This window comes from Bacillus sp. M13(2017) (assembly GCF_002218325.1).
In the GTDB taxonomy this organism is placed as follows: Bacteria; Bacillota; Bacilli; order Bacillales; family Bacillaceae_G; genus Bacillus_A; species Bacillus_A thuringiensis_K.
Map to the genome: position 1 here is coordinate 290,407 of NZ_KZ268500.1, position 15,179 is coordinate 305,585.

A 15,179-nucleotide genomic window follows, 5' to 3' on the forward strand; every position below is an offset into this window, starting at 1 on the left:
TAAAGGCGTTCCGGTCAGAATTGATCGTTATAACTAATGAGTGGGCAGACTTGTTCTGTCAATTTAGGGTGGTACCGCGAATTTACCTCGTCCCTTTTTGGGAGCGAGGTTTTTTTATTTTTAAAATTAGGAGGGTTCCAAAATGGAAGCACGTTTAAAAGAGCTAAAGCAAAAAGCGTTAGAGCTTATTGAAGAAGCGAAAGAGCTAAAGAGCTTAAACGACGTACGCGTAGCGTATTTAGGAAAAAAAGGCCCAATTACAGAAGTATTACGCGGCATGGGAAAATTGTCAGCAGAAGAGCGTCCACGTATGGGAGCATTAGTAAATGAAGTGCGTGAAGCGATTCAAACGCGTTTAGATGACAAAATTAGTAACTTAGAAAAAGCGGTAATCGAAGCGAAATTAGCTACTGAAACAATCGATGTTACACTGCCAGGTCGTCCTGTTGAAACAGGTTGTCACCATCCGTTAACAGCTGTTGTTGAGCAAATTGAAGATGTATTCATCGGTATGGGTTATGAAGTAGCTGAAGGAACAGAAGTAGAAAAAGACTACTACAACTTCGAAGCACTAAACTTACCGAAAGATCACCCAGCACGTGATATGCAAGATACATTCTACATTACAGAAGAAACGTTACTACGTACACATACATCTTCTGTGCAAGCACGTACGATGGAAAATAATAAAGAAAAAGGCCCGATTAAAATTATTTGTCCTGGTAAAGTGTATCGCCGTGATGACGACGATGCGACGCATTCACATCAGTTCATGCAAATTGAAGGTCTTGTAATTGATAAAAACATTCGTATGAGTGACTTAAAAGGTACACTGCAAGTATTCGTGAAAAAGATGTTCGGTGAAGATCGTGAAATCCGTCTTCGTCCAAGTTTCTTCCCATTCACAGAGCCATCTGTAGAGATGGATATTTCTTGTATGATGTGTCATGGCAAAGGTTGCGGCACTTGTAAAGGAACTGGCTGGATTGAAATTCTAGGCGCAGGTATGGTTCACCCGAACGTACTTGAAATGGCTGGTTATGATTCAAAAGAATATCAAGGTTTCGCATTCGGTATGGGCGCAGAGCGTATCGCAATGTTGAAATACGGAGTAGATGACATTCGTCATTTCTATACAAATGATGTACGTTTCTTACAACAATTCAAACGAGCGTAAGGGAAGGAGAGGATAAATATGTTCGTATCATATCGTTGGTTACAAGAGTATGTAGATATTAAAGATGTAACAGCACAAGAACTAGCAGACAAAATCACGAAAAGTGGTATTGAAGTAGAAGGCGTTGAAGTATTAAATAAAGGTGTAAAAGGTGTTGTAGTTGGTCACGTATTAGAATGTGAAAAACACCCAGAAGCTGATAAATTAAGCAAATGCTTAATCGATATCGGTGAAGAAGAGCCAGTTCAAATTATTTGTGGAGCTGCTAACATTGCAAAAGGTTTAAAAGTACCAGTTGCAAAAGTTGGAGCTGTACTTCCTGGCAACTTCAAAATTAAAAAAGCAAAACTACGTGGTGAAGCTTCTCACGGTATGGTTTGTGCTCTTCAAGAGCTTGGTATTGATGGCAAGTTAGTTTCAAAAGAATACGCAGATGGTATCTTCATCTTCCCAAGTGACGCTGAAGTTGGTGCAGATGCACTTGAAATTTTAAACTTACACGATGAAGTGCTTGAGCTTGGCTTAACACCAAACCGTGCAGATTGCTTAAACATGTTAGGTGTTGCTTACGAAGTAGCTGCTATTTATGGCCGCGAAGTAAAACTTCCAGCTATCGACTTACAAGAAACAGCAGAAAAAACTTCTGATTATATTTCTGTAAGTGTAGAAGCGAAAGAAGAAAACCCATTATACATTGCAAAAATGGTTAAAAACGTAAAGATTGGTCCGTCACCAATGTGGATGCAAACTCGTCTTATGGCAGCTGGCATCCGTCCGATTAGCAACGTAGTTGATATTACAAACTACATTTTAATGGAATACGGTCAACCGTTACATGCATTCGATTACGATAAATTAGGTTCAAAAGAAATCGTTGTTCGTCTTGCAAAAGAAGGCGAAAAAATTGAAACGTTAGATGATCAAGAGCGTACATTACAAAGCCACCACCTTGTAATTACAAACGGCACGAAAGCTTTAGCTGTTGCTGGTGTAATGGGCGGGGCGGATTCTGAAGTTACAAATGAGACAGTAAACGTTCTAATTGAGTCTGCATACTTTGCAGGTCAAACAGTACGTCGTACATCAAAAGACTTAGGCCTTCGTAGTGAATCAAGTGCACGTTTCGAAAAAGGAATCGACCCAACACGTACATTTGAAGCAATTCAACACGCAGCTGCTTTAATGGCGAAATATGCTGGCGGTGAAGCACTTGAAGGTGTAGTAGAAGCTGACAACTTACAAGTACAAGAGCGTACAGTATCTGTTACTGCTGAAAAAGTAAACCGTGTATTAGGTACAAATATTTCTGCGAGTGAAATGGGTACAATGTTCACAAACTTGAAATTCCCATTCACAGAAGTAGAAGGAACATTCCATGTAAATGTACCAGCACGTCGTCCTGATATTACAATTTCAGAAGACTTAGTAGAAGAAGTGGGCCGTTTATACGGTTATGACCATATTCCAGTTACATTACCTTCTGGAACGATGACTCGTGGTAAATTAACATCAGCACAAACGAAACGTCGTAAAGTACGCCGCTTCTTAGAGGGTGCTGGTTTATATGAAGCAATCACGTATTCATTAACAAGCGCTGATAAAGCGAAACAATATATGGTTGAGCCAAACGAAAAGGCGCCTGTAGGTCTTGCACTTCCAATGAGTGAAGAACGTAGCCAACTTCGTTTAAGCTTAGTACCGCAATTACTAGAAGCAGTTTCATACAATGTCGCTCGTAAAAACGACAGCGTTGCTTTATACGAGGTAGGTTCTATCTTCTTACCGACAGAAGAAGGAGAACTTCCGAAAGAAGAACAACATCTTGCAGGTGTTATGACAGGTCTTGCTCTTCACCATGCATGGCAAGGTGAGAAGAAAGTAGTAGACTTCTTCGTTGTGAAAGGTGTACTAGAAGGACTATTCGACGTGCTTGGCGTTTCAAACCAAATCACATATGCACCAGCAAAACGTGAAGGTATGCACCCAGGCCGTACAGCTGACATCGTATTGGATGGCGAAGTAATTGGTTTCATCGGTCAATTGCACCCAGAAGCAGAAAAACAATTAGATGTGAAAAATACATTCGTATTTGAATTATCTCTTGTAAAAGTATTCGGTGCAGACGCTGAAGAAACTTACTACGCAGCAATTCCACGTTTCCCATCTATGACACGTGACATGGCTGTTGTAGTAACAAAAGAAACAAAAGCTGGTGAAATGAAGCAAGTCATTGCTGAAGCTGGCGGAGAACTTCTGAAAGATGTAACATTATTCGACTTATACGAAGGTGAAAAAATGGAAGAAGGCAAGAAATCACTTGCATTCTCTATGACTTACTTCGATGCAGAACGTACATTAACAGACGAAGAAGTAACAGAAGCACATAACCGTGTACTAACAACGGTAGAAGAGAAATTCGGTGCGGAGTTACGTAAGTAATTAGAAAATTGCCGGATTCATTCCGGCAATTTTTTTATTGGATTGGTTGTCGGACACTATCGGTAAGTCGATATATTACAAAAATCGCTCATATATTTTTTGGCACCTTGCATCTTTCTCTCGAATGTAGTACATTAATTTTAGTTTAACAAAATGAAAGACGATGATAAGGAAAAGTAGTATATACTATAATCCAAAGCGAGTCAGGGATGGTGAGAGCCTGATGAGGCGGTATATGTGAAGAACACCTTGGAGTTGCTAACCGAAATTGAATCTTATATTCAAGAGTAGGCTTAGACGGGAATCCGGCCTGTTATAAACCGGGAAGTATGTATTACATACGAGTTAAAGTTGGTCTTTATGACAAATTGGGTGGTACCGCGAAGTTTAACCTTTCGTCCCTTTATGGATGAAAGGTTTTTTTGTATTTAAATATATGAGCAAAGGAGAATTTCACTATGGAAAACACATTAGTAAAAAGTCTGTATAGAGATACAGAAAAGTATGCAGATCAAACAGTACAAGTATCAGGGTGGATTCGTAACTTACGTGATTCAAAAGCATTTGGTTTCATCGAATTAAACGATGGTAGCTTCTTCAAAAGCGTTCAAATCGTTTTCGATACAGAATTAGAGAACTTCAAAGAAATTGCAAAACTTCCACTTAGCTCTTCAGTTAAAGTAGAAGGTAAAGTAATTGCAACGCCTGGAGCGAAGCAACCATTTGAAATTAAAGCAGAAAAAATTGATATCGAGGGCTTATCAGATTCTGATTACCCACTTCAAAAGAAACGTCATACGTTTGAATACTTACGTACAATCGCTCACTTACGTCCAAGAACAAATGCATTCTCTGCAACGTTCCGCGTACGTTCTATCGCAGCATTTGCGATTCACCAATTCTTCCAAGAGCGTGGATTCGTACATGTTCACACACCAATCATCACTGGTAGTGATACAGAAGGTGCTGGCGAAATGTTCCGCGTAACAACGCAAGATTTAAATAACCTACCAAAAGGTGAAGACGGAAAAGTTGATGAGTCAAAAGACTTCTTCGGTAAAGAAACAAACTTAACAGTAAGTGGACAGCTGAACGCTGAAGCTTATGCATTAGCATTCCGTGACGTATACACATTCGGACCTACATTCCGTGCAGAAAACTCAAACACAACTCGCCACGCTGCTGAGTTCTGGATGGTTGAGCCTGAGATTGCATTCGCTGAACTAGGGGACGTAATGAACCTTACAGAAGATATGCTGAAATATGCAATGAAATACGTATTAGAGCATGCACCAGAAGAAATGGAATTCTTCAACAGCTTCGTTGATAAAACAGTTCTTGAGCGCATGAACAACGTAATTAACTCTGACTTCGGTCGCATCACTTATACAGAAGCAATTAAAGTGCTTCAAGAATCAGGTGCTGACTTCAAATACCCAGTAGAATGGGGAATTGACTTACAAACAGAGCACGAAAGATACTTATCAGAAGAAATCTTCAAACGCCCTGTATTCGTAACTGACTATCCAAAAGACATTAAAGCATTCTACATGCGTTTGAATGAAGACGGTAAAACAGTAGCTGCTACTGACCTTCTAGTTCCTGGCATCGGCGAATTAATCGGCGGAAGCCAACGTGAAGAAAGAATGGACGTTTTAGTAGACAGAATTAAAGAATTAGGTATGAACGAAGAGGACTACTGGTGGTACTTAGAACTTAGAAAATACGGCGGTACAAAACACGCTGGATTTGGTCTAGGTTTCGAGCGCTTCCTAATGTACATCACTGGCATGGCTAACATCCGTGACGTAATTCCATTCCCAAGAACTCCAGGTTCTTCTGAATTCTAAAATATGAAAAAAGCGAGAGGATTTCCTCTCGCTTTTTTATTTTGTATAGTTTATTCTCCCGTAGCAAAAAGTAACGCGAAGGGGTGAATATAAATGAGTAAAAAAGTGAAAAAAGATCATTCAAGATCAAGCCTAGGTTCTCCAGAAGTTGAAGGACAAGGAACGACGACACATGAAACAGGTTCTCATAAAGTATCTTCATCAAATAAGAAGCAGAAACGAAGCTAACATAACAAAGGAGAGTCTTAAGGGCTCTCCTTTGTTATGTGTTACATCTTATTATCGTTAATTTCTTTTGTAATCTTATTTATGTCTTTGTCTAATCGATCTAAATAGAAAAACCACAGTAAACTCATGAACACGTAATAGATGGCCATCATGCCAAGATTATCAGATATATTTTCGAATGTGGATTTAGTAGTGAAAAAAGCTCCCCAAATGGTAGAAATAGTGAAGTAAGAAAGTGGGCCTACGAGGTGTACGAAAACATATAATATCTTTTTAACTTTTACAGCGTTCATATGAAAAAACTCCTTTTTCTAATCATACATTCAAGTTCTTCACAGAAGTGTTGTAGTTTTGTTGGATTATGTATTAACAAGCGTGCATCGTGTTTCCCGATAAATCTTCGAATCCGAAAGTTTAATAAGAAAGATCGACCATAACGCTCTATTAAATCGTTGAACGCTGGTTGTTCACTTAGTAGCTGAATGTTTTCTCTAATTTCGAACTGTCTTTCGTGTGGATCGCCTAGTAAAATATTTAGAATCATTTGTAGAAGTAGCAATGTAGATCTCCTCCTATGTTAGAATAATCTGCATATTATAATTATAACAAAACTATAAGGACAATAGTAGGATGAAACAAAAAACAGGAGTTTGTAGGCTCCTGTTTTTGTCGATACTATTTTAATAAGCGAAGCGCCTTCTCCGTATTAGCGAAATGCAGTTTCACAAACTCAGGTAATCGTTCTTTACCAAGCTTTTGAATTAATTTAGCAGCAGCGATATCAACTTGTTTACTAGCACCTTTTGGAAGTGGCATACCAGCTTTTTTACTTAGTTCGTCAAACTGTTTTACGAATGAGTAGCGAGCTAAAATAGAAGCAGCGGCTACTGCTAAATGGACGCTTTCACCTTTCGTAGCGAAATAAACATTTTCACGCTGTACCTGTTTTTGTTTTGCTAAATATTTATAGTATGTATCAGGTTGTGTGAATTGATCGATTAAGACGCCTTCAGGTTTTGTAGGTGCCATTTTCGCTAATAAGTTTGTAATAGCTTTATTATGTAGCAAGGCTTTTAGCTTACCTTGGTTGTTTCCTTTATCAAATAGCTCGTTATATTTTTCATTATGAAGGACAAGAGAGCTGTAAGGAACAACGTGTAGAAGTTGTTTCGCAATGGCAGTAATTTGATCGTCATTTAAGTTTTTAGAGTCTTTTACACCAAGTTCTTTTAGTAGTGGAATTTGCTTTGCATCCACATATACAGCAACGACTGTCATCGGTCCAAAGAAATCTCCCGTACCAACTTCATCAGACCCTACAATAGACATTGTACTGATGGAAGCAGGCGGCGCATAACGATGGGAATCGACAGGTTTTTTTACAGTTGTTTTTGGTCTTTGAGAGACAGTTTGCCAACGAGAAGCTTCTGCTTCAGCGCGGCCTCCTTGGAACATTACTTTTCCAGATTTATACGCTGTAATCGTGCAAGATGGCACCTTAGCCATAAAGATACCGCCTTGCGGAATTTTCGGGCTAAGCGAATGTTTATATTGTTGTTTCATGTCTTCAATTACTGTAGAATTTGTTTGAATTACGATAGAATTTGACATAATGGTCGCCCCTTTTTTTATATTGTTATTTTTATCATATCGGATTGTTCTTTCTGTTTCCATATTATGAAGGTTCATGGTATGATAAACTTTAGGATTCTGTACGTGATTGGAGGCCGGTGAGTTGTCACAACAAAAGGGAAAGAAAAGTCGAATTAATGTAGAAATCTATGGTCAGCAATATTCAGTTGTTGGCGATGAAAGTACAAGTCATATCCGCATGGTAGCAGCGATTGTGGATGATAAAATGCGCGAACTCAATGCCAAGAATCCTTCGCTTGACACGAGTAGACTAGCGGTATTGACGGCGGTAAACGTCATACACGATTACATAAAATTAAAAGAAGAACATGAGAAATTGAAAGAAAGTATGACAAAAAAAGGAATGGAATAACATGATTGATATTATTATCATTTTACTGCTTGTTATGGGATTTTTCCTCGGCTTACGCAGAGGGTTTATTCTGCAACTTGTAAAGTTAACAAGCTTTATTATCGCATACCTTGTTGCATACTGGTACTGTAAAGATTTAGCGCCAGCACTTGCGAAATTTATTCCGTATCCATTTGATAAAAACGTATCTGTTCCAGAATGGATTGATGCAAATAATATTGAGACAGTATTTTATCAAGCGCTTGCGTTTATCATATTGTTTATTATTACAAAAATAGCACTTTCATTACTTGGTAATTTGTTAAATATGTTTGCAGAAATACCGGTTTTAAAGCAAGTAAATGCGTTTGCCGGGGCAATCCTCGGATTTTTAGAAGTATATATTGTTTTGTTTGTCTTAATTATCATTGGAAACATTCTTCCGATTGAACAAGTACAAACACCATTACAAAAATCATCAATTAGCAAAATAATTGTAGACGATACACCGATTCTATCTGAAAAGGTGAAGGAACTATGGCAGACAGGTAGCAGAGTATAACTTCTCTTTTTTCGGAAAGAGAAGTTTTTTTCTATGAAAGAAAGGCGGGGTAATGATGAAAGTAAATAAAAAACAAGTTATCAAATTATTAGAGACAATCGGGCTTTTTATGGAACTAAAAGGCGCGAATCCATTTAAAATATCTGCATTTCGTAAAGCGGCAGCAGCATTAGAAAGTGACGATCGTAGTCTTTCTGAAATTGAAGATTTCACGAAGATTCCGGGCATCGGAAAAGGAACAGCAGCAGTTATTCAAGAATATATAGAATCGGGAACATCTGAAGTATTACAAGAACTTGAAAAAGAAGTACCAAGTAGCTTATTGCCGTTATTAAAACTACCAGGTCTTGGTGGTAAAAAGGTGGCTAAGTTATATAAAGAGCTAGGCGTTATTGATATGGAGACGTTAAAAGCTGCTTGTGAGGAAAATAAAGTACAAGCTTTAGCTGGTTTCGGTAAGAAGACAGAAGAGAAAATATTAGAAGCAATCGATCAAGTAGGCTCTCGTCCAGAGCGTTTACCAATTGCGATGGTATTGCCTATTGCCGGGGAAATAGAGGAGAAATTGTCGAATATTGCTGAAGTAATTCGTTTCTCTCGCGCTGGTAGTTTGCGCCGCGCGAGAGAAACAGTGAAAGATTTAGATTTTATCATTGCAACGACAGAACCAGCAGCGGTACGTGAGCATTTACTACAATTCGATAATATGATTGAGGTAATCGCAAGTGGGGATACGAAAGTTTCTGTTCGTCTTCAATATGAATATGATATTTCAATCGATTTCCGCTTAGTAAAACCAGAAGAGTTTATTACAACACTTCACCATTTCACAGGATCAAAAGACCATAACGTAAAAATGCGTCAAATCGCAAAAGATAAAGGCGAGAAAATTAGTGAGTACGGTGTAGAGAACTTAGAAACAGGTGAAGTGAAAACATTTGAGACTGAAGAAGACTTCTTTGCTCATTTCGGTCTACCATTTATTCCGCCAGAAGTGCGTGAAGATGGAAAAGAAATTGAATTAATTAAAGAGTATCCGAACTTAATTCAGTTTTCCGATATACAAGGTGATTTACATATGCATACAACTTGGAGTGACGGTGCTTTTTCTATTGAAGAAATGGTACAAGCGTGCCGTGCTCGTGGATATAAGTTTATGGCGATTACTGATCACTCGCAATACTTAAAAGTAGCGAATGGTTTAACGAAAGAGCGTCTTCGTGAGCAAGCGAAAGAAATTGAACGTATGAATGAAAAGTATCCAGACATTACAATTTTACGCGGAATTGAAATGGACATTTTACCAGATGCCTCGCTTGATTTTGATGATGAAGTATTAGAAGAATTAGACTATGTCATTGGAGCGATTCACTCTAGCTTCTCACAAGACCGTGAAACGATCATGAAGCGTCTGCGTACTGCACTTGAGAATAAACATGTCACAATGATTGCTCATCCGACAGGACGTCTTCTCGGGCGCCGTGAGGGTTATGATGTAGATACAGATTTATTAATTGAACTCGCAAAAGAGACAAATACAGTTTTAGAATTAAATGCGAATCCGAACCGTCTAGATTTAAGCGCGAAATTATTAAAACAAGCACAAGATGCTGGTGTAAAAGTAGCGATTAATACAGATGCTCATACACTTGAAATGTTAGAAGATATGGAAACAGGTGTAGCAGCAGCACGTAAAGGTTGGATTCAAAAAGATAACGTGATTAACACATGGGATATTGAACGTTTATTAGACTATATTAAACGTAATAAGTAACACAAGGGGGACCTGCAACATGTTAGAAAGAACGTTGCGTGTATTAGAATACAATAAAGTAAAAGAACAATTACTTGAACATACAGCATCTTCACTTGGTCGTGACAAAGTGAAGCATTTAGTGCCGAGCACTGATTTTGAAGAAATTGTAGAAATGCAAGATACAACGGATGAAGCTGCGAAAGTTATTCGTTTAAAAGGTAGTGCACCATTAGGTGGTATTACAGATATTCGCTCCAATGTGAAGCGTGCAAAAATTGGGAGTATGTTAAGTCCAAATGAATTACTTGATATTGCGAATACGATGTATGGTAGTCGTAATATGAAACGTTTCATTGAAGATATGGCTGATAACGGTGTCGAGCTTCCGATTTTAGAAACTCACGTCGCTCAAATTGTATCTTTATATGATTTAGAAAAGAAAATTACAAATTGTATCGGTGACGGCGGTGAAGTAGTCGATAGCGCAAGTGATAAACTGCGTGGTATTCGTACTCAAATTCGTACGGCGGAAAGCCGTATTCGTGAAAAGTTAGAAAATATGACGCGCTCTTCAAACGCACAAAAGATGCTGTCTGACTCGATTGTAACGATTCGTAACGAACGTTACGTAATCCCAGTAAAACAAGAATACCGCGGCGTATATGGCGGTATTGTTCACGATCAATCAGCTTCTGGACAAACGTTATTTATTGAACCGCAAGTCATTGTAGAATTAAATAACGCGCTTCAAGAAGCACGTGTGAAAGAAAAACAAGAAATCGAACGCATCTTATTGATGTTAACAGAAGAAGTGGCAGTAGAAGCCGATATCGTTTTATCTAACGTAGAAGTAGTTGCGAATCTTGATTTCATCTTTGCGAAAGCTTTTTATGCGAAGCGTATTAAAGCAACAAAACCAATCGTAAACAATGAGTGTTACATGGATTTAAGACAAGCACGCCATCCGCTCATTGATCCAGAAATTATCGTGCCAAATAACATTATGTTAGGTAAAGATTTCACGACAATTGTTATTACAGGACCGAATACAGGTGGTAAAACAGTTACGCTGAAAACAGTTGGTATTTGTGTATTAATGGCGCAATCTGGTCTTCACATTCCAGTAATGGATGAGTCAGAGATTTGTGTATTTAAAAATATATTTGCTGATATCGGTGATGAGCAATCGATTGAACAAAGTTTAAGTACGTTCTCCTCACATATGGTGAACATTGTTGATATTTTGGAAAAAGCTGATTTTGAAAGCTTAGTTTTATTCGATGAATTAGGTGCTGGAACAGACCCACAAGAAGGTGCTGCACTAGCAATTTCGATTTTAGATGAAGTATGTAATCGCGGTGCTCGCGTTGTTGCAACGACGCATTATCCAGAATTAAAAGCATACGGATACAACCGTGAGCAAGTTATTAATGCGAGCGTTGAGTTTGATGTAAATACATTAAGCCCAACGTATAAATTATTAATCGGTGTACCAGGACGTAGTAATGCCTTCGAAATTTCGAAACGCCTTGGGCTATCTGATCGCGTGATTGATCAAGCTCGTAATCACATTAGTACAGATACGAATAAAATTGAAAATATGATTGCGAAGTTAGAAGAAAGTCAAAAGAACGCAGAGCGTGACTGGAACGAAGCAGAAGCACTTCGCAAGCAATCTGAAAAACTTCATCGCGATTTACAACGTCAAATCATTGAATTTAACGAAGATCGTGATGAACGATTATTAAAAGCGCAAAAAGAAGGGGAAGAAAAAGTCGAAGCTGCAAAGAAAGAAGCGGAAGGCATTATTCAAGAACTTCGTCAATTGCGTAAAGCACAACTTGCAAACGTGAAAGATCACGAGCTAATTGAAGCGAAGAGCCGTCTAGAAGGTGCAGCGCCAGAGCTTGTGAAGAAACAAAAAGTAAACGTGAAAAACACTGCGCCGAAACAACAGTTACGCGCAGGTGATGAAGTAAAAGTATTAACATTCGGTCAAAAAGGTCAACTACTTGAAAAAGTAAGCGATACAGAGTGGAGCGTACAAATCGGTATTCTGAAGATGAAAGTAAAAGAATCTAATATGGAATACATTAACACACCGAAGCAAACAGAGAAAAAAGCAGTTGCAACGGTAAAAGGTAGAGACTATCACGTTTCATTAGAACTTGACCTTCGTGGTGAACGATTTGAAAATGCAATGGCGCGCGTTGAGAAATACTTAGATGATGCCCAGCTTGCAAGCTATCCTCGCGTATCAATTATTCACGGTAAGGGGACAGGAGCACTTCGCCAAGGTGTACAAGATTACTTGAAGAAGCATCGCGGCGTGAAAACCTTCCGTTACGGTGACATGGGCGAGGGAGGCCTAGGCGTAACAGTTGTCGAATTAAAATAGAAAACAACGAAACAAAGGGGAAACCATTATATGTTTATGGACAAACTTGCAAAAGTATTGTTAGCTTGTTGCGGAATATTTTTGGTGATTGGGGTTATTTATTTAGTTGTTTTTGCGAAGTGAAAAAGCGTCAATCGTGGCATAATGATATTGCCATAGATTGACGCTTTTAATATATATGAAAAGGAATAGAACATGAAAATCAACCAATACATAAGCGAAGCAAAATCATGCTCCAGACGTGAAACAGATCGCCTCATTAAAGCTGGACGCGTGGCTATTAACGGCGAAATATGTACGCACGGTACACTTGTGAGCGATGGTGATAGGGTAACGATTGATGGGAAAGTTATTGTAAAAGAAGAGAAAGAAAAGGTGTACATCGCCTTCCATAAACCAGTCGGGATTACTTGTACAGCAGCCGATCATATTGAAGATAATATAATTGATTATATCAATTACCCAGAGCGAATCTTTCCAGTTGGACGATTAGATAAAGCATCGGAAGGACTTATTTTATTAACGAATGACGGCGCGATTGCGAATCGAATTTTACATGGTGATCATGAGCACGAGAAGGAATATGTTGTCACAGTCGATAAACCTTTTACGGACTGGTTTATTGATGAGATGTCCAGCGGTGTAAAGATTAAAGATGGAATGACGAAGCCGTGCAAAGTGACAAGAGTCGATCAATCAACATTTCGTATCGTTTTAACGCAAGGAATGAACAGGCAAATTCGTAGAATGAGTCGTGCTTTCGGATTTACTGTAATAAAGCTAAAGCGAGTACGCATTATGAATATAGAGCTAAATGAGCTTAAAGTTGGAAAGTGGCGGAGCGTTACAGCTGAAGAGTTAGAAATTTTAATAGGGCAGTTATAGGGAGGGAAAATTTTCTTCCTATATTTTTTTGTCAGAAAAAATAAAACTATTGATTTTTTAAAAAATAGCCCATATAATAAAAAACAACAAGTTTCGACAAGATATTTTATAAAAGTAATGATGAGGACATGAGTTGTATTTTACGATTCTCAGAGAGGGAAGCCTTAGGCTGTGAGCTTCCTAATACGAAAAGACAAGCTTACCACCTCTAAACTTCAAGAGTGAACTGCATACATGATGCATTGTAATTCTTGGCGGATAAAACCGTTATCAATTTACACGAGCTATAAAATGAGCTTATTTCGTTATAAATTCATTTTATTAGAATAAGGGTGGAACCACGATTTCAACACTCGTCCCTTTGTTAGGGACGGGTGTTTTTTGCGTTCTTTTACGGGGAAGTATGCTTGAAAGAGGATATGTAACGGATTTTAATTCAGAATATTTTGTTAATTTATCATTTTAGGAGGTTAGTAGAAATGAAATCATCTTTAAAGTTTTCAGAGATGTTTGCAATAAGTTTAATGTTATTTGCACTGTTTTTTGGTGCAGGTAATATGATTTTTCCACCAGCGTTAGGGCAAGGTGCTGGAACGGACGTATGGATCGCGCTGTTTGGTTTTATCGTAACAGGCGTTGGACTACCTTTATTAGGAGTAATTGTTATAGCTTTAAAGGGAGATATTAATGAGCTAGCAGGACGTGTACATCCTATATTCGCACTTGTTTTTATCACTGCAATTTATTTATGTTTAGGCGTATTCGTAAGTGTGCCGCGTACAGGAACAGTAGCTTATGAGATGAGTGTTGCACCGTTTTTACCAAGTGAGATAGCTGGTCAGTCATATCCACTTGTTATCTTTACACTTATTTTCTTTGCAGTCACTTTCTATTTAGCTTTAAATCCTTCGAAATTAGTGGGTCGTATTGGTAAGGTGCTAACTCCAATATTATTAGCTGTTATTGCAATTATCGTAGGTAAAGCACTTATTACACCAATTGGAGAATTTGGTGCACCGACAGAAGCGTATAGTGCTCCTCTCTTCAAAGGATTTATTGATGGATATTTAACTTTAGATGGACTTGCAGCACTGGTATTCGGAAATGTTGTAATTCATGCGTTAAAAGAAAAAGGCATTACAAATAAAAACAGTATTGCAAAAGTAACAATCTTTGCAGGATTTATTGCAGCGCTTGGTCTACTACTTGTGTATTTAGCACTTGCTTATCTTGGAGCTTCTAGTGTGTCACTTGGAATGGGCGCAAACGGAGGAATTATTTTAACAAATGTCGTGAATCATTTATTTGGTAGCTACGGAACTTTATTACTAGGGATCGCAATTACAGCAGCATGTTTAACAACTTCTGTAGGTATTGTTGCAGCTTGTGGTGATTACTTCTCTTCCTTATTACCAAAGCTTTCTTATCAAAAAGTCGTTTTCATTTTCTGTGTATTAGCATTTATGGTAGCAAACCTTGGGTTAACTCAGTTAAATGCATTAGCGTTACCAATCTTAATCGCAATTTATCCAATTGGAATCGTACTTATCGTATTATCACTTGTTGAAAACTACGTTCGTCTTCCATTAGCGATGTATGTGGGCGGGATTGTAGGAGCATTTGCAATAAGTTTCTTTGATGGATTACACAATGCAAACCTTCAAATTGCAGCGCTAGCACCTATTTTAGATAAGATTCCATTATATAGTGTAGGAATTGGTTGGTTAGTTCCAGGGATAATCGGTATAGGATTTGGTTATATAGTTTCTAAGTTTCAAAAGCAGGAAATTGCTGTAGAGAAATAGAGAAAAGAGACTTTCTATTATAGAAAGTCTCTTTTTTTGTAAAAAAAGCCGCATATAGAGAAATTCAGATATTAAAAATTTTATACGTAATATAG

General features: G+C 38.1%; 13 protein-coding genes and 3 other annotated features (1 of these 16 running past the window's edge). Of the genes, 10 read left to right on the forward strand and 3 right to left on the reverse strand.

Annotation, left to right across the window (positions count from 1 at the left end):
- Positions 1–98 (forward strand) — a binding site (T-box leader) (it extends 131 nt beyond the left edge of the window).
- Positions 99–142: 44 nt separating this feature from the next.
- From pheS to CGQ22_RS01785, 4 genes are all read left to right on the forward strand, one after another.
- Positions 143–1,177 (forward strand): phenylalanine--tRNA ligase subunit alpha, encoded by a 1,035-nt coding sequence (gene pheS, locus CGQ22_RS01770; RefSeq protein ID WP_000388226.1) that lies wholly within the window; start codon positions 143–145, stop codon positions 1,175–1,177.
- Positions 1,178–1,195: 18 nt separating this feature from the next.
- A complete protein-coding gene (gene pheT / locus CGQ22_RS01775; RefSeq protein ID WP_046945875.1) occupies positions 1,196–3,616 on the forward strand; it encodes a phenylalanine--tRNA ligase subunit beta in 2,421 nt (806 codons plus the stop codon).
- Positions 3,617–3,770: 154 nt separating this feature from the next.
- Positions 3,771–4,022 (forward strand) — a binding site (T-box leader).
- Between the two features lie 52 nt (positions 4,023–4,074).
- Positions 4,075–5,466, forward strand: coding sequence for an asparagine--tRNA ligase (gene asnS / locus CGQ22_RS01780; RefSeq protein WP_000432177.1), 1,392 nt, complete (start codon positions 4,075–4,077; stop codon positions 5,464–5,466).
- Between the two features lie 93 nt (positions 5,467–5,559).
- Positions 5,560–5,694: a YuzL family protein gene (locus CGQ22_RS01785; RefSeq protein ID WP_000039594.1), complete on the forward strand. Its 135-nt coding sequence runs from the start codon at positions 5,560–5,562 to the stop codon at positions 5,692–5,694.
- A 41-nt stretch (positions 5,695–5,735) separates the two neighbouring features.
- Here CGQ22_RS01785 and CGQ22_RS01790 read toward each other — a convergent pair whose 3' ends face one another.
- From CGQ22_RS01790 to rnhC, 3 genes are all read right to left on the reverse strand, one after another.
- Positions 5,736–5,987 (reverse strand): hypothetical protein, encoded by a 252-nt coding sequence (locus CGQ22_RS01790; RefSeq protein ID WP_000994744.1) that lies wholly within the window; start codon positions 5,985–5,987, stop codon positions 5,736–5,738.
- A complete protein-coding gene (locus CGQ22_RS01795; protein ID WP_000925538.1) occupies positions 5,984–6,253 on the reverse strand; it encodes a hypothetical protein in 270 nt (89 codons plus the stop codon). Before CGQ22_RS01795 ends, CGQ22_RS01790 begins: the two co-directional genes overlap by 4 nt.
- A 116-nt stretch (positions 6,254–6,369) precedes the next feature.
- The gene (gene rnhC / locus CGQ22_RS01800) at positions 6,370–7,305 is read right to left on the reverse strand and encodes a ribonuclease HIII (protein WP_000071571.1); all 936 of its coding nucleotides are present in this window, start codon (positions 7,303–7,305) and stop codon (positions 6,370–6,372) included.
- A gap of 124 nt (positions 7,306–7,429) precedes the next feature.
- On the opposite strand from rnhC, the gene zapA reads away from it, so the two are divergent.
- The 6 genes from zapA (at position 7,430) to brnQ6 (ending at position 15,084) form a co-directional block, all read left to right on the forward strand.
- Positions 7,430–7,699 (forward strand): cell division protein ZapA, encoded by a 270-nt coding sequence (zapA, locus tag CGQ22_RS01805; protein WP_000082701.1) that lies wholly within the window; start codon positions 7,430–7,432, stop codon positions 7,697–7,699.
- 1 nt (position 7,700) lies between these two features.
- A complete protein-coding gene (locus tag CGQ22_RS01810) occupies positions 7,701–8,240 on the forward strand; it encodes a CvpA family protein (protein ID WP_000565412.1) in 540 nt (179 codons plus the stop codon).
- A 55-nt stretch (positions 8,241–8,295) separates the two neighbouring features.
- Entirely contained in the window at positions 8,296–10,014 is a 1,719-nt protein-coding gene (gene polX / locus CGQ22_RS01815) for a DNA polymerase/3'-5' exonuclease PolX (RefSeq protein WP_000867512.1), read from the forward strand.
- A gap of 19 nt (positions 10,015–10,033) precedes the next feature.
- Positions 10,034–12,394, forward strand: coding sequence for an endonuclease MutS2 (locus CGQ22_RS01820; RefSeq protein WP_089148235.1), 2,361 nt, complete (start codon positions 10,034–10,036; stop codon positions 12,392–12,394).
- A gap of 195 nt (positions 12,395–12,589) precedes the next feature.
- Entirely contained in the window at positions 12,590–13,279 is a 690-nt protein-coding gene (locus CGQ22_RS01830; RefSeq protein WP_089148236.1) for a 23S rRNA pseudouridine(2604) synthase RluF, read from the forward strand.
- Positions 13,280–13,387: 108 nt separating this feature from the next.
- Positions 13,388–13,643 (forward strand) — a binding site (T-box leader).
- 115 nt (positions 13,644–13,758) lie between these two features.
- Complete coding sequence (brnQ6, locus tag CGQ22_RS01835) at positions 13,759–15,084, forward strand: branched-chain amino acid transport system II carrier protein BrnQ6 (RefSeq protein WP_000842650.1); 1,326 nt, start codon at positions 13,759–13,761, stop codon at positions 15,082–15,084.
- The last annotated feature ends 95 nt before the right edge of the window (positions 15,085–15,179 follow it).

Coding starts and splice junctions, on each gene's coding strand:
- CGQ22_RS01790 (WP_000994744.1), bottom strand. CDS start 5,987: ATGAACGCTGTAAAAGTTAAAAAGATATTATATGTTTTCGTACACCTC.
- polX (WP_000867512.1), top strand. CDS start 8,296: ATGAAAGTAAATAAAAAACAAGTTATCAAATTATTAGAGACAATCGGG.
- asnS (WP_000432177.1), top strand. CDS start 4,075: ATGGAAAACACATTAGTAAAAAGTCTGTATAGAGATACAGAAAAGTAT.
- rnhC (WP_000071571.1), bottom strand. CDS start 7,305: ATGTCAAATTCTATCGTAATTCAAACAAATTCTACAGTAATTGAAGAC.
- pheT (WP_046945875.1), top strand. CDS start 1,196: ATGTTCGTATCATATCGTTGGTTACAAGAGTATGTAGATATTAAAGAT.
- CGQ22_RS01810 (WP_000565412.1), top strand. CDS start 7,701: ATGATTGATATTATTATCATTTTACTGCTTGTTATGGGATTTTTCCTC.
- pheS (WP_000388226.1), top strand. CDS start 143: ATGGAAGCACGTTTAAAAGAGCTAAAGCAAAAAGCGTTAGAGCTTATT.
- CGQ22_RS01785 (WP_000039594.1), top strand. CDS start 5,560: ATGAGTAAAAAAGTGAAAAAAGATCATTCAAGATCAAGCCTAGGTTCT.
- brnQ6 (WP_000842650.1), top strand. CDS start 13,759: ATGAAATCATCTTTAAAGTTTTCAGAGATGTTTGCAATAAGTTTAATG.
- CGQ22_RS01820 (WP_089148235.1), top strand. CDS start 10,034: ATGTTAGAAAGAACGTTGCGTGTATTAGAATACAATAAAGTAAAAGAA.
- CGQ22_RS01830 (WP_089148236.1), top strand. CDS start 12,590: ATGAAAATCAACCAATACATAAGCGAAGCAAAATCATGCTCCAGACGT.